The organism is Archangium violaceum (assembly GCF_016887565.1).
GTDB classification, from domain to species: domain Bacteria; phylum Myxococcota; class Myxococcia; order Myxococcales; family Myxococcaceae; genus Archangium; species Archangium violaceum_B.
On the sequence record NZ_CP069396.1, the window covers coordinates 12,278,975 to 12,295,694 of the forward strand.

Below are 16,720 nucleotides of genomic sequence, written 5' to 3' on the forward strand. Positions count from 1 at the left end.
GAGTGTGCCTGTTCGGTCGCACGCGGCTGCCGTAGGCTATCCAGGTACGCCACTCCCCGAGCGGGCTTGGCGGAGTTGAGTGGGAAGTTGGCGCAGTAGCGGGCTGCGCTCAAGTGCGGAGAGAAGCGGGAGGGGGCGTGCGATTCTTTGGAGCACCTGGGGTTGTCCACGGCACCTGCTAGGCTGGCTCCAGGGGGGCGACTCCGGGCCGCGTGGTGTTGAGGACCGAGCCGCCATCGACAAGATCTGTCGGGCGAGGACCACTGGCACACCATTGATGAGGACCACATCGTCGAGGTGGACAACGACCTCATCTTTCACCAGTGGAAGGTGCAACTGCAGGCACTGCGCTCAATCCCCCTCTTGCTGCCCCCGTCCGGCCGTGGGTAACTCTTGGAGCATGGCGACTCCCCTCGAAAACACCATCCAGGAGTGGTTCGAGCAACTCGTGAAAGACGAGCGCCTGCGCGATACCATCGTCGGGCTCGAAAAGCTCAAGGGCCTGTTCACCCCCGAGTACGAAGAACGGCACATTCCCGCACTCGTGCTCGACCACCTCCTACGGCGCAAGAGCGTCCTCGCAGCAAGGGCTGTCCTAGAGGCTCTCCCCGCAGCACGCCTGCTCGTCACGAACCAGAGTGTCTCCCTGGACTCGCACCGGCTCCGGCCAGACCTGGTCCTCGCGAGTGAAGATGCTGGCGAGCTTCTCCTCGTCGAGTTGAAGCGCAGCGATCAGACTGAGCGCGAGGCGATCACTGAACTTCTTGGCTACGAGCAGGAACTCAAGAACCACTTGCCGTTCCTGTCGGACCTCGACTTGTCTTTCATCATCGTGTCCACGGAGTTCTCGGCACTGCTCGACCACTCGATTTCCCAGATGATCGCGTGGGAGCACCGGCGCATCTTATGTTTGAGGTTGGACACCAGCGGACAGGACTGGAAGCTTCACCTCCACCTGCCAACGGCCTGGACCGATTTGCAGTGGCCCAATCTCCCCGAGGATGCACTCCTCACGGTGACGCTAGCGCTATACGTGTACGAGAGCGATGAGAAGGCAGAGGACGTAGGTCGCCATGTGCCCACTGCGCTTCAGCTGATCGCCCGGGATGGCGACATCCATCGCTCATCGGGGTTCACCCTTGCATGGCGCTCGACCTCCAGCGGTCTTCCTTCACGGTGGTGCATTACGATATGTGTACTGAATCCGTGGACCTTTCTGCCTGCTCGTGAGGGTGCGACGCTGGAAGTGAGACGTGGGCCCCTGCTGGAGCACCTGACCCGACTAGTCGACGAGGGCGCCCACCCCACCAGCCTGTACACCGTGGCCAAACGGGCCCAAAGGTTCCTGAGTCGGTTTTGCACAGCGGATTTTGAAGGGGTGATGACCTGGGACCAGACAGTTGCAAACATCGAGACCAACAGCTTTCCAGTCGAGATGGAGTTTTGGGGAGTGCTGGGTGAGCATGTCCGCGAGTTCGTGACGAATCCGCTCGTTCGCGAGCAGGTGCTGCCCTATACGGACACAACGGGCATGGACTGGCGGGCACCCGAAATCGGGCTTCCCCTCGTTCGCTATCTGTCGGGGCGTGCGCTCTTCGCGCACGGCCACTTCACGGCAGAGGCCATCTTCGAGTTCGGCATCTTGATCGGGCGGGCGACGCTCTTGTGCCTCAACCTGGATTCGCAGGAGGAGAAGGTCAAGGAACTTCTGGCAGGGCAACTGGCGTGGTTGGAGGCAGACCTGCTCAGTGCCCTCCAAGACATCGTTGCCCGCTATATGGTCGCCGAGGATCTCCAGACGAAACCACCACCCCTGAAGCTTCCACTCTCCGCGAATCCGGCCAGGAGTGCGGAATCATTGACCGGCTTCATCGCTTGGTTCGCTAATGTATTCCTCGAGCACAACGAGCCTCATCGAATGTTCTTTTCGAATGCCCAGAGGCTTGCCGGGTTGATGAACAAGTCCTTCTCCCAGTGGCTATCCGGTGAACAACTTGCGGGACTGGAACAAGAGGCCCGAGCCTTCGTCATCAATGTCCTCTCCACGCCAGAGGACCAACGGGATGCGATCGCCCTGCTTCCGCCTGACATCCAGGGCTTCGCGAGGATGAGCGCTGCTGAATTGGAGGCAGCCGTTGGCCAACTGAAGACCCAGGCACTGCGAGACCTCGTCGCCCGGCTTCCCAAGGCCCTGGGGGAGTTGATCGGCCCGGTGTTCCATCAAATCCCGCGCGTAAGTCCGGGTCCCTTCGATGTGGACTGGGTCAAGTCTCAGATCGAAGCCCAGGTCGCTGCCGGGAACACGTCTGTCGCTCTGATATTTGCTCCGGATGGCTCCATTCAAATCGGAAACCTACCGATCCAATTCACAGCAGCCCACTACGTCGGCAGGGCTCCTGTCGTAGACAACCTATCGGTGGCAAGCGTGATGGAATGGAAGACCTCGGACGAATTGAGACAATTTCTTCCTGCACCGGGTGATGAGAGCGATACGGATGAATGATTCTGAGAGAAAGCGAGCGGTTTGACCCGGCAGGATCGTGAGAAAGCATTCTATCAGGGTGGAAGCGTTCGAATAGGGTGGTGCCGTTCCTCGCTCTCCCCCGAAGGACATGGCATGGCCGCCAAACTCTCAACCAGCAACGACGACATCGCCTCCCTTCCGAGGGAGGTTCAGGTCATCCTCACAAAGGCTCGGAAGATAAGCCGGAAAGTGCTGGATTTGTCCACGGCACCTGCGAGGCTGGCCCCAGCGCGGGGGCCATCCCAGGCCGCATGGTGTTGAGGCTCAAACTGCCACCACCAAAAGAGGCCCAGGCCCCTGCCGCGCACCTCATGGGAAGGCGGCCTGGGCAGGCGAGTGCCCAAAGTGGGCTGCACGGTCCCTTGCACTGGCTTGGCGCACAGCCCGGGCTCAACCCGTCAGCGGCCCTCGGCCCCTCTGTACCAGCCTTCTCTTTCAATACTCCTCCCGCCCCCGGAGAGGGTGTCAAAGGATTCGACACGCGGGACTCAAGCCACGGAACGAGACCGGGTATCCCTACGAGTCGCCAAGTCTTTCCAAGGACTTGAAGCTGGCTCGCCGGGTGCATTGGGCTTGGCGACTCGCTCGTGGGGGATGGGGATGGGCTGGCCGCTGAGGATGTTCCAAGAGGAGGGCTATTACTTCGTTACGTCCAGGTGCTTCCAGGGACGGCTGCTGCTGCGCCCCAGCGCGGAGGTGAACGAGGTGGTGGGTGGGGTGCTGGCGCGAGCCGTCCAGCAGAGCGCCGGCAACGTGCGGCTGCACGCCTTCACCTTCGCTTCCGATCACTTTACTCAGCGGAGCCAGTGCTGGACGACACGGCGCTGGTGGGGCGGTTGCGCTACGTCCTGGCCCATGGGGTGAAAGAGGGCCTGGTGGAGAGGCGTGTCGTGCCGGGTCGCGTCACTCGAATTCTCTGACACCCTCGCGGGCCCACGCAGCAGCGCAGGGCCCATCGGACTGGGAGGGGTGAAGTGGCGGCGTAGGGGCGTGCCCGCCTGGAGGTTGCGCGTCGCAGGGGCCCGGCCCGCGACAGGCACCGGTGCGCCCGACGTCATCCACTCCGGCGTCGCGGGCACCCAGAAGGGACGGCTCCACCGCCTCTTCCACGCATGCCTCGGCGGGGCCTGCCTGCCTCGCGCTTCCCAACAGCCCCTCTATTCATCCCAGGCACCGAATGAGGTGCCACACACCTGGTACCGGGCCGCTGAGGCCCCGGCCGCCCCGGCGCAGGCGGCGAGGAAGCAGCGCGTGCCGCGGCTGGAGGGGGCCCCTTTCCTCAAACGCAGCTTCGACTTCGGTCGGTTCCGCCCATGCGTCCACCCGCTGGAAGCGTACCTTCCGACCCATGCGCCCTCCGCTGCTGGGGTAGCCTCCCCGCCTGCCCCGGCGGTCCGGGGCCTCGGAGGCTCGGATGGCAGCACGCAAGGCGATGGCGAAGAAGACACCCAGGAAGAAGACACCCACGAAGAATCCCCCTGCGAGGAAGAGCGCCGCGAGGAAGACGCCCGCGAAGACGCCCGCGAAGACCCCGGCGAAGGGCGCGGCCGCGAAGAAGGCGCCTGCCAAGGGCGCGGCCGCCAAGAAGACCCCTGACCGCCAATACCTGCGCCGCGAGGACCTCGGCGCCCCGGCGGACGCCTTCTTCGCGCAGCAGCCCCCGGAGCGGCGCGAGCACCTCGAGGCCCTGCGTGCCCTGGTGAAGAAGGCCGCCCCCGGCGCCAGCGAGTCCATGAAGTGGGGCATGCCCTACTACCAGCTGAAGGGCGGGTTCTGTGCGCTCTACACCTCGACGACCTACGCCGCCCTCAGCATCATGGCGCCCCCGGAGAAGCTCGACGACCCGGAAGGAAAGCTCGAGGGCACCGGGAAGACCATGCGCCACCTCAAGGTGCGCAGCGCCGCGGACCTCGACGAGGCGAGCATCCTGCGCTGGGTGAAGGCCGCGGTGGCGCACCACTCCTGAAGGAGGCACGCCCGGAGGTGGCCTGCCGACGCCAGCCCGCGGGGCCAGACGTGGTGCCACACACCTGGTATCGCTCTGAGGGGCCGGGTATCAGGTGTGTGGCACCCGGCTCGCGGAGGACGTGCGCGCCGCGCGTGGCGGCGGCGCGGGGCCCACCGCACTGGGAGGGATGAAGAGGGAGAGGGGGAGGCCGCCCGCGGAGAAATAGCGCGGCGCTGAAGCTCGCCCCCCGAGCGTGCAGGCGCCCACACGCTTCATCTGGGGCGGAGCGTGCGCTTCGGTGCTAGGTCTTGCCGCCATGTCCGGCGACTCAACCGTCCCCATCCCCGGCGACTTGCCCATCCTGCACTTCCCCCCCGAGCTCCCCATCTCGAGCCGGGTGGAGGACATCACCGCGGCCATCGCCGCCCATCAGGTCGTCATCGTCGCGGGGGCCACCGGCTCGGGGAAGACGACGCAGCTGCCGAAAGTCCTGCTCGCCATGGGGCGCGGCCGCCCACGCCAGATTGGCGTCACCCAGCCCCGGCGTATCGCCGCGACGAGCGTGGCGGCGCGCGTGGCACGCGAGCTCGGCACGGAGCTGGGCACGGACGTCGGCTACCAGATTCGTTTCGAGGACCGCTCGTCCCGGCGGACGGCCGTGAAGTTCATGACCGACGGCGTCCTGCTCGCGCAGATTCACGGCGACCCGCTCCTGAGACGCTACGACACGATCGTGCTCGACGAGGCCCACGAGCGCAGCCTCACCATCGACTTCCTGCTCGGGTGGCTCAAGCGCATCCTCCCCAGGCGCCCCGACCTCAAGGTGGTGGTGAGCTCGGCCACCATCGAGACCGAGCGCTTCTCGCGGTTCTTCGGGGGAGCTCCGGTCATCCATGTGGAGGGCCGTACCTTCCCGGTGGACGTGCTCTACGAGCCTCCCCCCGAGGACGCCGAGCTCGCCGACTCCGTCGCCGATGCGGTGGCCGACGTGCTCTCGCTCGACCCGGACGGGGACGTCCTCGTGTTCCTCCCCGGCGAGCGGGAAATCCGCGAGACCGAGAATGCCCTGAACGCGCGCGAGCTCCGCGGCACGGTGGTGCAGCCCCTGTACGCGCGCCTGTCGGCCGCCGAGCAGGCGCGCGTCTTCGCCACCATCCCCGAGCGCCGGGTCATCCTCGCCACCAACGTGGCCGAGACGTCGGTCACCATCCCGGGCATCGTGTACGTCGTGGACACGGGGGTGGCGCGCCTGTCGCGCTACGACCCGCGCTCGGGCACCACCCGCCTGCACATCGAGCCGGTCTCCCAGGCCAGCGCCGACCAGCGCAAAGGGCGCTGCGGCCGCGTGCGCGATGGCGTCTGCGTGCGCCTCTACGACGAGGCGGGCTTCACCACGCGGCCAGCCTTCACCGACCCGGAAATCAAGCGCACCGGGCTCGCGGGGGTCATCCTGCGGATGAAGTCCCTCGGCCTCGGTGACGTCGAGGACTTCCCCTTCCTCGACCCGCCCCAGCCGAAGTCCATCGCCGAGGGCTGGCGGGTGCTCGAGGAGCTCGGGGCCATCGAGGGCAAGGAGCGCACCCTGACGCCGCTCGGGCACCAGCTCGCGCGCTTCCCGGTGGACCCGCGCATCGCGCGGATGATTCTCGCCGGCGCCGAGTACGGGTGCCTGGACGAGGTGCTCATCGTCGCCGCGGCGCTCAACCTGCAGGACCCGCGCGAGCGGCCACGGGAGCTCGCGCAGAAGGCGGACGAGCTGCACCGGCGCTTCCGAGACGAGCACTCGGACTTCACGGGCCTGCTCAAGCTGTGGGCGTTCGTGCGCGAGGCCGAGGGCCGGGGGACGTCCCACCTGCGGCGCGTGTGCCGGGACAACTTCCTGTCCTTCCTGCGGGTGCGCGAGTGGCGGGACGTCCAGCGCCAGCTCGAGGAGACCGTCCGCGAGCTGCGCCTGCCGCGCAAGGGCCAGGGCGCCCCGGCGCGCGGGGACGCCCTGCACCAGGCGCTGCTCACCGGGCTCCTGTCCCGCATCGGCCAGTGGAATCCGGAGCAGCGCCACTACACGGGCGCGAAGCAGACGCGCTTCATGGTTCACCCCTCGTCGGCGCTCGCGAAGAAGCCCCCTGCCTGGGTGATGGCGTTCGAGCTCGTGGAGACGTCCCAGCTGTTCGCGCGCACCGTGGCGAAGCTCGACCCGGAGTGGCTCGCGGCGGCGGCCCCCCACCTGCTCAAGCGCAGCCACTCCGAACCGCACTGGTCGGAGAAGTCCGCGCGCGCCGTGGTGAAGGAGAGCGCGACCCTCTTCGGGCTGCAGGTCTACAAGGAGCGCCCCGTGGCCCTGGCCAGCATGGACAAGGAGCGGGCACGGCTGATGTTCCTCGAGCATGCCCTGGTGCGCGGCGAGTACCGCACGCGGGGGGCGTTCCAGGAGAAGAACCGCCAGGTGCTCGAGCGCGTGGCACGCCTGCGGGACAAGGCCCGGCGCAGCGAGCTGCTCGACAGCGAGGCGCTGCTGACGTTCTTCGACCAGCGCGTCCCGGCGGACGTGACGGACGGGGCGAGCTTCGAGGCCTGGCGCCGCAAGGCCGAGGCGGCCGACCCCGACGTGCTCGTCCTCTCGATGGAGGATGCCCTCGCGCACGACCCGGGCCTGTCCCCGGCGCACTACCCGGACGCCCTCACCCTGCACGGCGCGTCCGTGCCGGTGACGTACACCTTCGACCCCGCGGCCGAGGACGACGGCATCACCCTGAGCGTGCCGCTGCTGCTGCTCGCCCAGCTGGTCCCGGGAGAGCTCGACTGGACCATCCCCGGGTGGCAGCGGGAGAAGCTCACCGCCCTGCTCGAGCAGGTCCCCCGCGCCCAGCGCAAGCAGCTGGGGCCGGTGCCGGACCTGGTCGACCGTCTCGAGAAGGAGCTGGTACCCTTCCGCGGGCCGATGATTCCAGCGCTCGCGCGTGCGGTGTCCCGGCTGTGCGGCGTGGACCTGCCCGAGGAGTCCCTCCGGGCGGATGCCGTGGCGCCGTACCTGCGCATCACGCTCCGGGTGCTCGACGAGCGGGGAAAGGAGCTCGCGCGCAGCCGCGACGCCGACGCGCTGCTCGAGCAACACGGGGGACGTGCCCGGGCGGCGCTGCGCAGCGTGGCACCGGTCTCGGACTGGGAGCGCAAGGGGCTGACGGCCTGGACCTTCGGAGAGCTGCCCCCCGTGGTCACCCGGCGGGTCGGTGGGCTCGAGCTCCGCAGCTACCCCGCGCTCGTCGACCGGGGTGCCGCCGTGGACCTGGTGCTGCTCGAGACATCCTCCGCCGCCGACGCGGTGACGCGCACGGGGGTCCGCCGGCTCCTGATGCTCGCCGCGCGTGGACACGTGGCGGTGAGCGCCGCGCGCATGCCGCTGCCCTTCCCGTCCCTGGACGGTGCGCCGCCCGCGCGGGGCCAGGCCGACGCCTTCCGGGCGCTCGTCCTCGCACGCGGCGTCGACGATGCGTTCAAGCTCGCACCGGGCGCGCCGCTGCCCCGCACGAAGGAGGCCTTCGAGGCGCTCGTCCGTGAGGGCTCGCCGCGCATCGAGGGTGCGGCCCGGGACTGGGCGGAGGCCGTCATGGCCACCTCCTCGGCGCTCGCCGCGACGCTCGCCGCACTCAAGGCAGCATCAAAGGGGCCGAGCGGCGCGGCGGCCGTGCGGGACATCCGCTCGCAGCTCGGGCACCTGTTCCCCGCGAACCTCATCGAGTGGATTCCCCTCCCGCGCCTGCTGGACTACCCGCGCTACCTCCGCGCGGCCCAGGCACGGCTGGCGCGTGCGGTGACGAACCCCGGCAAGGACGCGGGGAAGGCCGAGCCCTTCACCCCCCTGTGGGAGACCTTCCTCGCCAGGCGCGCCACCGTGCGTGACCAGGAGGCGGCGCGGGAGCTGCGGTGGGCCTTCGAGGAGCTCCGCGTGGCCATCTTCGCCCCGGAGGTGACGACGCCCGTGTCGGTGACGGTGGCGAAGGTCGGCGCGGCCCTCGCGGCGCTGCGCTAGATGTGTCCATGCGCCCAGGCCTGAAACACCCGGTTCTCGCCTTGCTCCTGACCGGATGCACCACCGGCGGCATTGGGTCCGCCCACCTGCATCAGGCCGCCAGGCTTCCCTCTCCTGCGCGGGCTCCCGTCCCCCAATTCCCCCATCCCGGATACACCCCGCCAGGCGCTGGCGCATCGGCGCCCGGACAGCCGTGGCAACCACCGGACGCACCGGTGGAGCGTTCACCGAACCGGCGGATTCTTCCCGCGCTTTGGAACGACGCGAGGCGGCTGTAGGCGTTGCCGTCTTGTTTGCTCGGCGCACCTGCAACGAGCAGACATATCCACGCGAGGCGGCGGATATGTACAACAAAGCAGCCGATGAGTGGTCCAAACAGAACCGTATGGTGAAGGAAGAACCATGAATGAACCCCCTGATCCTCGATCACCGATGACTCCCGAGGAAGAGGAGTCTTTCACCAGATGGGACGACTGCGTAGGATGCAAGGTCGCTCTCTACTGTACGAAAACGCCGAGACTTCAACGACCTTTCCGCTGAACTCATGAACCTCGGCTCCCCAGCGCCAGATTCCGGGCACGAGTTCTGGCGAATCAAGTGGTCGTCAGTTGATGATGCACGGGAAGATGAACTGTTCGCGTGGGCGCAGCGCAAAGCACTTGAGTTGAAGCCAGGCGTCGCGGGTTTGGACTGGGTGACCCTGGCAACACAGCTCTATGAAGGAGACGTGGCGGAGGAAGCTCGTCGCTTGTTTCCGGATCCGGACTTGCCCGATGAGCCACACGTGGGCCCCGGGTTGGTGTTCTTCCACCTGCTGGGGTTGATTTCGTAGCCTCAAGCCCGAGCAGCACCGCGCCTCCCGCCCCCCTCTACTCCACTCGCTGGTGCCGGACGGTGTCTTCGTGCCGCGGGAGGGCGGCGTGCGCTTCGAGGCGTTGCCGCCGCCCACGCAAGGTGAGGTGGAGCAGTTGCTGAGGGTGGTGCGTCATCGGGTGCTGCGCCTGCTGGAGAAAAGAGGAGCCCTGCCCGCGCAAGGGCCCGAGGACGCGCTGCAGGCGTACCAGGCGCACTCCCAACAGCAACGGCTGCGCTGGACGGAGGTGGACGTCCGGCCCCCTCCCCGAAAGCAGCCCCGGTGCGCCTTGCTGGGCTGGCCCCGGCGCACGGGCCCCTCCACGCCTCGTGGTGTTGAAACTCAAGCCGCCAGCGCCAACAGAGCCAGGCCCCTGCCGCGCACCTCATGGGAGGGCGGCCTGGGCCGGCGTGTACCCCAAGGGGCAACGCGGCTTCTCCTCCCGCCTGGCTCACTGCTCGGGCGGGCCCCCGTCAGCGGCCCTCCTCGCCACCTCCGCTCCTGGCCGCCACCTCTCTACAGGGCTCCTATCCGTCCTATACTTCACACCGTGTCGTGGTCGGGCCTCTCTCCTCCCGTCAGGTACCGGAAGGCGATGTCCGTCTCGCACCGCCGCTCAATCTCCCGGCTGCTCGTAATGCCACGCGCATACGCGTACATGAGCAGCAGCGTCATCATCACCGGATGGTAGGGCGGCTGGCCGCACTCCTTCGTGTACGCACCCAGAATGCCGCTGAAGTCGAGCGTCTTCCTCAAATCCACGAAGAAGCACGCCAGGTGCTCTTCTCCCAGCACCTCCCGCGCGTACTGCGGCAGCAACTGCCCCTGCTCTGGCTGCCACTCCCGGAACGGCCTCGGCGAGGCGTAGCGGGCGGAGCTCCTCGACTCCTCCTCCCGCTCCGGCTTCTCACTGGCGGCAACATCCAACAGGTCGGCCTGCTCCGGCTTCTTCGTCGAGGTGGTGCTCATCTTCCACCTTCAACCAGAACTCGCCTCCCCTCTGAAGGACCACCTGGGGCGTCTCCCCTCTGGTCCACCCTCTACGGTGGGGTACTCCGACAAGCTCCTAGCCCGCCTGGAGATGGACTCCCGTGGCGACAGAGCCAGGGAACGCGCCAGAACGTGAAACCACAGCTCCATGTCGTTGACACTGGCGTTCGCAATGATTACAGATCAGCGTGTTGGTGACTCGGAACGGGCGCGCGTACTTCCCAAAGGGACCGCCCCAACCCAGGAAGAGCAACCAACATGCAACTCGGATGGCCCGGGCTCACTCGGAATGGGCGCGCGTACTCCCCAGAGGGACCGCCCCAACCCAGGAAGAGAAGACCGGCAACCGGAAGAGGCAATTTACCGCCAGCTTACCGTTTGTCGTCTGCTCCTCTCTTTCCATTCCTCTGTCGAGGTCATTCCGATGACGATACATGGCCGATGCCGTGCCTTCCTTGAGTTTGCCCATCCGTACTTGGCGGCGGCTTGCTACAGCTTGGGCATCGCGCACTACATGCTGACACTCTATAGCTTCTACAAGGGTGCGCATTAGGACCTTACACGGGAGCGGAGAGCTTAATGGGCACTCCGCTCCCGTGTAGTTTCGCCATCAAGAACTACGAATGTAGCGGCTTCAGATCATCCCAATTGAAGCGCTGCCTATGCCCATCCGGATCTCGGACGACTATGATTCCGGGCCTTGCACCCTTCGATTCAACGGTGAGGCGAAAGATGTTTGCTGCTTCATGAGCCGACTTCGCTGGGATGGATTCGTCATAGACGCTGTAGTCGTCGTTTTCCAAGCGGCATTTGTATATGTCATTGACCATACAGCCATGTTGTACCACTTGGAAGACCGCGCAAAATCCTAGTCGGGACACTTAACACTCGCGTGAGAATTCCCAAGACCGCGCCGTCCGTGTTCCTCTTCTCGCAGCGAGCTTCAAGAAGAAAACGAACCCCGATCCACGTGGGACCAAAGCCCCGGCTCCTTATCCGTTCCGTGTCCAGGTCCCGCGCACTCTTCTGTTAGGGCTTTCAAATCCAAGTGTTCCCGCTCATCGCCACCTGAGAGAGCATCTCCATCTGGCGGGGGGAGAGTTTCGGCGGCTGCTGGAGAAGTCCGGGAACAAGTTCGTCGTCGGAGAGCACCACCACGTTATTCGGCTGCTCCTTCACCGTCAGGTTCGGCTCTACGAACACGAGCAACCCCTGCACCCACAGGGAGCCCCAACCGGTGGCATTGCAAAGCTTCTCGCGGACGCGCATTGCCTGCGCTTCCAGTTTCTCCACGTAGTCTTTGGAGAAACCTCCCACCATGACGTTAGACCCGCCAACCCACACATTCCCACTCACGAACTTGGTGTCGATGACGAAGACCCCTGGAGGCCCAATAACAAGGTGATCCACGTTTGCTCCACTAGAGCTGATCTTCAGGTCGTGAATGACAGTCCACCCAAGCGGCTGGAGCTGATTCAGAAGCTCGCCGACGTGTTCCTCTCCGTCCGCTCCCTTGCCCCATGCCTGTTCCATGGAGGGCAGTCCGAGCGCCCGGGTGATGATGGTCTTGATGGGGCTCCCGCTTGCGATGGCCTGCTGCTTCGCCCGCGAACCCTGACCGGGGTTGCGGTTGGTCCTGCTCTGCCGAGTGTTCTTCCGTCCGTACATGGGTCTTCCCCTCCTGATTGGTGACCGACACCACACATCGCCACACACGGGGAGCAGTATACATGGGGGGTCTGACACGCCCTTTGGGGCTCGGGTGTCTGGAGCGACCCCGAGGCTACCTGCCGCACCACGTCATCCCTGGGGAGGGAGGACAACCAGGTGCGATGCACCTACGAGAGCAGGACGGCCTCTCGTTCAAGATCTTCGGCAACTAGGGACTCAAGCCATCTCGGGACCCAAGCCCCGGCCCCTCGTGGAGCTGCGACACGGCCAGGCTCTCCGCCCGTCGCGAAGGCGACAGGTGCGACGCGGGTTCCTCGCCGGAAATTGGCGGTATCGGGGGGCGGTGCTACGTCCCCGCACAGGCAGTGCACGGTGCATCGCTTTTTCGAACGTACAAACCAAGGAGTCGCGCTATGGGCTATCAGCACAGAGTGCTCAAATCCACCTGCGGATCTTGCAAGACAACCTTTGGTTGGCTCGATCGGGAATCACGTCGCTTTCCCCAGCAGTGGACGTGCAAGTGCGGTGCAATCAACTCGCAAAAACTCCCCGACGAAAAGCCGAATGTACCGCCATTCCTCTTCCTCGGCCCGGACAAGCTTGCACGGTTCAAGGTCTACGCGACACCGCCAGAACACAGCAATATCGCATCCGAGTGGGCGCCGCCATGGTCCATCCGCTCCTTTGTGAAGCAGGCGTCCGATAAATTCAAAGGCTGCCATTTTTGGTCTCAGCGACGGGGGACAGTGCTGGACGTACCTGTCTTTCGCGACACTTGTCGACCATACGACTCCGATATCGACTACGACGATGATGAAAGCAACGATTGCCATCTTGTCTCTGGCTGGAGCACCGGGATAGACACATGCCCACTGTGGGAGCGCACCAAAAAGCTCTGCCAGACTGAAGCAGAGCAGCGCTTCTTGCATCATTATCTGCGCTTCGTAAAGGATCGGCAGTTCCCCATGCTGATTCCACAGGCTCGTATCGGAGTCGCCGAACGGCGACGGCCTGACTTCGTTTTGTTCGTGCCTCTCCAGCAGTTGAATTATCGCTGGCTAGCGATCGAACTCGATGGTGCTCACCCGGAGACCAAAGCAGAGGAAGACGCCCAGCGCAACGCTGATCTGGCTGCATACGGCTACAGCGTTTTCCCTGTGCGGCCAACAGAGCGGGGCTACATGGAAGAAGTGCGCCGACTCGTAGAGCGTGTGGAGGCCGAGATGGAACTGGCCGAAACGGACCTGTGGAAAGTGGCCGTGGAGGCCAAGGTCACACGCACCACACCCCCTAGCGACATTCCTTTCTAGTTCATGGATATAGTCAAATGTTCTTCGACAACATCAAGATATCCAACTTTGGACCGTTTCCTGAACTAACTCTTCACTTCAACCCCAAAGGCGTCAACGCAATAATAGGCCCCAATGCTTCTGGGAAGACCCAGTTGATTGGAGCCATCGCAATTTCGCTGTTCGGGAAGGGAGCCAAAGCAACTTCAGAACGCACTGGAGAATCGACATTGCGTCTTGAAATAAGAAATGGAGAAAACCATGAGACGATCAATACCAAGATTGAAAAAAATTCACATCCCCTGAAGCTTAGCAGATCTGTTGACGCGTCCCTGCAACAACAGGTCTCCACAGGTTTCAGTCAGCAACTATTGAAGATGCTGGCAGACATTGATGGTCCGAATCTATTTCTCAGTCGCGAATCCATGTCGCATCCAGCCCCCATGGCCGACGATGACATTGAGCGCATCGACCAGATTTTCGAAGGCGACCAGTCACTAATAACTTTAAGGCCCCAGATCAGGGATGCCTTAAAGAGCCGGTCAAAGCGGAATCATTCGATCGGCATGTCGTGGCTCTTGACTCTCATCAATGAATACCTGTTGCGCGAACGCTCGGGAATCTCAATTCCCCTGATTGTTGATGATGCGGGCTCGGTCTTTGATACGCCAGCTTGGGTGATGGCACTCAGAATGATCAGCAGGGTAGGACAAAGGGATCAAGTCATTCTAACTACGGCACGTCCATTGGCCTCAGGTTTTGAGGCGAAGACCCATGAACTGAGCATCCCAAGAGCCTCACCAGGATCAGCAATTTACTTTGACTATTCTTTCCTGAGCAAAATGGAAAAGTCAAGGCGAGCGCGCGTCAAGCAACTTGCCGTCCGTCCGTTTTTATTGGGAAAGCAATTCACGCACGAAGAGAGCAGGTATTGCGAATTCAAAGAGGTAAAAGGAAACAACCCAATCGGATCAATCCATAGTTTGGCAGATCAGTATGTGGTTGCGTATTTGAACGCAGAAGGTCGCGGGAAAGTGGGGCGGATTTTATGGGGCATAAAAGATGATGGGGTTGTTGTCGGTGTGAAGCTGACGCAGGGCATGCGCGATGAACTGCGTAGAGTCATAACCGAAAACCTGCTCAAGATAGAACCCCCTTTGGCGCCTACCGAATATCGGATCGATCTTCATGCCGTTTACGAACAAGACAGAAGAATTCAGGACCTGTTTGTTGTGGAGATAGTCGTCCCAATTGCGACGCACAAGTACTTGTACTCAACAGGAAATGGAGAGGTCTACATCAAGACCGATGCAGGCAAAAAGAGGCTAAGGCCAATCGAAATCCAGGAAGAAATCCTCAAGCGCCACAAAGTAAAGTCGTAGTGCAAGCATCGAGATGAAGATGAGCCCCGAACCGCAGAACTCGAGCCGGCTATAGGCCGGAGTTCTGGGGGAAATACCTATTTCTCCCGCGCGCGGTTGCGCCCTTCTTCCTCCGCGTGTGACGCCGCTGCCGTCACAGCATCGTCATCGACGGATTACGCAGAAGCTTCCATGGGTTCGGGCTCGCGCGAGTCCGACCCTTCCCGCTTCTGCGTCCTGCCTCGGCGATCTGGGTGCTCACGAAGGGCGTAGTTCGTCAGGAAGTTCAGTACGCGATCTTCGCCTTGTCCTGTGAGTCCGGCCTCTTCAGCACCGAGTTCGGCTGCAATCCAGCACGCGATGTTTCCTGCCGCCTCCAGAGCATCTGGCTCATCTTCGCCAGTGAGGAATGCTGGAGCGTCTCGTAGAAGTTCGAGGCGCTGCTCAGCGCGTCGTCGGCCCCGCGCTGCGCGCAGACGCGGTGCATGGACAGGGCGCGCGCCTGCGAGCCCAGTGCCGAGAGGCTGTTGCAGTCCGGGTGCAGGCCCCTGCCGCGCACCTCATGGGAGGGCGGCCTGGGCCAGCGTGTACCCCAAGGGGCAACGCGGCTTCTCCTCCCGCCTGGCTCACTGCTCGGGCGGGCCCCCGTCAGCGGCCCTCCTCGCCACCTGTCGTCATGATTGGCTCGTCCTTCCTCGCGAGCCGCTTCATGGAAGGGCGGAATCGGGGCGAACCCACTCACGCGCGGGAGCGGCCCGGGAGGGGTGCGACGAGCGCGGCGAGCAGTGTCTGGGCGAGCCAGGTCTCGTACTCCTCGGGGGTAAAGCCGCCTTCGAGCACGAGGAGCCGGTAGACGTCGCGGCTCGTGTACATCCACAAGAGACGGCGGGCCTTCTCGAGCGAGAGGTCTTCCCTCGCCCTGCCCGCCTCGAAGAGGCGACGGACGCGCGTTTCCTGGAGCGCGAAGCGCTTCTCCTCCAGCGTGGCTTCCAGACGCCGGAGCGCGAGTGAGAAGCTGGAAGCCCCCCGAAGCAGTCCGAGCTCGGTGGCCTCGCTCTCGTAGATGCTTCGCGCCACGGAGGCCGTCATTCGAATCTGCTCCACAGGATCCGCTTCCGCGTCGAGTCGCGCGCTCGCGGCTCGGTAGCCCCGCCCGAAGAGCGCCTCCTGGGTCAGGGCCAGCAGGAGCCCTTCCTTCGATTTGAACAACGCGTAGACGGACGAGCTCGAGACGCCCGCGCGCTCGGCGATCTGGGAGATGGTCACCGCATCGATTCCGCGGCGCGCGAAGAGCGTCCTGGCCGCGTCGAGGACGCGAGACCGGGTGACGGCCGCGGCCTCGTCCCGCCTGGGCGATGCATAGGTGCGTTTGCGTCGGGTTGCCATATTCGGTGTAGTAGACTATACCGAATTCAAGATATGACCACCCCATCCGCTCGAGTCGCCGTCGTGGCAGCCTCCGTCGCGCTTCTGGCCCTTCTGCTGCTGCATGTGCTGCGGCCGGATCTCGCGCCGACGTCCCACATGATCAGTGAGTACGCGATCGGCCCTTACGGTGTCGTGATGGGGATCTCGTTCGGAGCCTTCGCGTTGGCCAGCCTGGCGCTCCTCGTGGCGCTCGTGGGCCCGGCACGGGGTTGGCTCGGCCGGCTGGGGCTCGTCTGCCTCTTCCTGACGGCCGTCGGGCTCGCGATGGGAGGCGCCTTCCCCATGGACCCGACGACGGCGGATCAGTCCAAGATGTCCTTCTCTGGAAGGATGCACGGCGTGGGGTTCATGATCGGCGTGCCGGGTGAACTGCTGGCCGTGCTCCTCGTGTCGCTCGCGCTGCGGCGACAGGCGCCCTGGTCCGGGGCGCGCCTGCTCCCCTGGGCCGCCGCCGTCTGGTTGAGCATCGCGATCATGGTCCCCCTGCTCATGCAGATGCGCTACTTCGGGATTCCCAACCGGACGTTCATGCTGGCGTACGGCATCTGGGTGATTCTCGTCGCGCGGCCACTGACACGAACGTCCCAGGTGGCGGCCCGCTCGAGCGGCCTCATCGCGAGCTGAGAAGC

12 protein-coding genes are annotated in these 16,720 nt (G+C 64.4%); 8 read left to right on the forward strand and 4 right to left on the reverse strand.

All coding sequences use genetic code 11. The features are described 5' to 3' along the window. Positions 1 to 400: 400 nt before the first annotated feature. From JRI60_RS49020 to JRI60_RS49040, 5 genes are all read left to right on the forward strand, one after another. On the forward strand, positions 401 to 2,503 hold the full coding sequence (locus tag JRI60_RS49020) for a hypothetical protein (protein ID WP_204222993.1): 2,103 nt from the start codon (positions 401 to 403) through the stop codon (positions 2,501 to 2,503). Positions 2,504 to 3,124: 621 nt separating this feature from the next. After that, positions 3,125 to 3,388, forward strand: coding sequence for a hypothetical protein (locus JRI60_RS49025; RefSeq protein WP_239470184.1), 264 nt, complete (start codon positions 3,125 to 3,127; stop codon positions 3,386 to 3,388). A gap of 550 nt (positions 3,389 to 3,938) precedes the next feature. Then, positions 3,939 to 4,490, forward strand: coding sequence for a DUF1801 domain-containing protein (locus JRI60_RS49030; RefSeq protein ID WP_204222995.1), 552 nt, complete (start codon positions 3,939 to 3,941; stop codon positions 4,488 to 4,490). A 298-nt stretch (positions 4,491 to 4,788) separates the two neighbouring features. Continuing rightward, positions 4,789 to 8,499, forward strand: a complete 3,711-nt coding sequence (gene hrpA, locus JRI60_RS49035; protein ID WP_204222997.1) for an ATP-dependent RNA helicase HrpA — start codon at positions 4,789 to 4,791, stop codon at positions 8,497 to 8,499. Positions 8,500 to 9,043: 544 nt separating this feature from the next. Then, positions 9,044 to 9,331: a hypothetical protein gene (locus JRI60_RS49040; RefSeq protein WP_204222999.1), complete on the forward strand. Its 288-nt coding sequence runs from the start codon at positions 9,044 to 9,046 to the stop codon at positions 9,329 to 9,331. Between the two features lie 564 nt (positions 9,332 to 9,895). Here JRI60_RS49040 and JRI60_RS49045 read toward each other — a convergent pair. Continuing rightward, complete coding sequence (locus JRI60_RS49045; RefSeq protein WP_204223001.1) at positions 9,896 to 10,321, reverse strand: transposase; 426 nt, start codon at positions 10,319 to 10,321, stop codon at positions 9,896 to 9,898. A gap of 1,059 nt (positions 10,322 to 11,380) precedes the next feature. After that, the gene (locus JRI60_RS49050) at positions 11,381 to 12,010 is read right to left on the reverse strand and encodes a nuclease-related domain-containing protein (RefSeq protein WP_204223003.1); all 630 of its coding nucleotides are present in this window, start codon (positions 12,008 to 12,010) and stop codon (positions 11,381 to 11,383) included. A 416-nt stretch (positions 12,011 to 12,426) separates the two neighbouring features. Between JRI60_RS49050 and JRI60_RS49055 the strand changes: the two genes are divergently transcribed. Both JRI60_RS49055 and JRI60_RS49060 read left to right on the forward strand, forming a co-directional pair. Next, positions 12,427 to 13,323, forward strand: coding sequence for a hypothetical protein (locus JRI60_RS49055; protein WP_204223005.1), 897 nt, complete (start codon positions 12,427 to 12,429; stop codon positions 13,321 to 13,323). Between the two features lie 17 nt (positions 13,324 to 13,340). After that, positions 13,341 to 14,684, forward strand: a complete 1,344-nt coding sequence (locus tag JRI60_RS49060) for an ATP-binding protein (RefSeq protein WP_204223007.1) — start codon at positions 13,341 to 13,343, stop codon at positions 14,682 to 14,684. A 265-nt stretch (positions 14,685 to 14,949) separates the two neighbouring features. On the opposite strand, the gene JRI60_RS49065 is transcribed toward JRI60_RS49060, so the two are convergent. Further along, positions 14,950 to 15,222, reverse strand: a complete 273-nt coding sequence (locus tag JRI60_RS49065; protein WP_204223009.1) for a hypothetical protein — start codon at positions 15,220 to 15,222, stop codon at positions 14,950 to 14,952. 179 nt (positions 15,223 to 15,401) lie between these two features. Further along, positions 15,402 to 16,049 carry a TetR/AcrR family transcriptional regulator gene (locus tag JRI60_RS49070; protein WP_204223011.1) on the reverse strand — a complete coding sequence of 216 codons (648 nt, stop codon included), beginning with the start codon at positions 16,047 to 16,049 and terminating at the stop codon, positions 15,402 to 15,404. 63 nt (positions 16,050 to 16,112) lie between these two features. On the opposite strand from JRI60_RS49070, the gene JRI60_RS49075 reads away from it, so the two are divergent. Then, positions 16,113 to 16,715 (forward strand): DUF998 domain-containing protein, encoded by a 603-nt coding sequence (locus JRI60_RS49075; protein ID WP_204223013.1) that lies wholly within the window; start codon positions 16,113 to 16,115, stop codon positions 16,713 to 16,715. Positions 16,716 to 16,720: the final 5 nt, after the last annotated feature.

What these genes read in the sequence shown, in the direction of transcription:
- JRI60_RS49040 (WP_204222999.1), top strand. Translation starts at nt 9,044, where the DNA reads ATGAACCTCGGCTCCCCAGCGCCAGATTCCGGGCACGAGTTCTGGCGA.
- JRI60_RS49030 (WP_204222995.1), top strand. Translation starts at nt 3,939, where the DNA reads ATGGCAGCACGCAAGGCGATGGCGAAGAAGACACCCAGGAAGAAGACA.
- JRI60_RS49055 (WP_204223005.1), top strand. Translation starts at nt 12,427, where the DNA reads ATGGGCTATCAGCACAGAGTGCTCAAATCCACCTGCGGATCTTGCAAG.
- JRI60_RS49070 (WP_204223011.1), bottom strand. Translation starts at nt 16,049, where the DNA reads ATGGCAACCCGACGCAAACGCACCTATGCATCGCCCAGGCGGGACGAG.
- JRI60_RS49025 (WP_239470184.1), top strand. Translation starts at nt 3,125, where the DNA reads ATGGGCTGGCCGCTGAGGATGTTCCAAGAGGAGGGCTATTACTTCGTT.
- JRI60_RS49045 (WP_204223001.1), bottom strand. Translation starts at nt 10,321, where the DNA reads ATGAGCACCACCTCGACGAAGAAGCCGGAGCAGGCCGACCTGTTGGAT.
- JRI60_RS49050 (WP_204223003.1), bottom strand. Translation starts at nt 12,010, where the DNA reads ATGTACGGACGGAAGAACACTCGGCAGAGCAGGACCAACCGCAACCCC.
- hrpA (WP_204222997.1), top strand. Translation starts at nt 4,789, where the DNA reads ATGTCCGGCGACTCAACCGTCCCCATCCCCGGCGACTTGCCCATCCTG.
- JRI60_RS49060 (WP_204223007.1), top strand. Translation starts at nt 13,341, where the DNA reads ATGTTCTTCGACAACATCAAGATATCCAACTTTGGACCGTTTCCTGAA.
- JRI60_RS49020 (WP_204222993.1), top strand. Translation starts at nt 401, where the DNA reads ATGGCGACTCCCCTCGAAAACACCATCCAGGAGTGGTTCGAGCAACTC.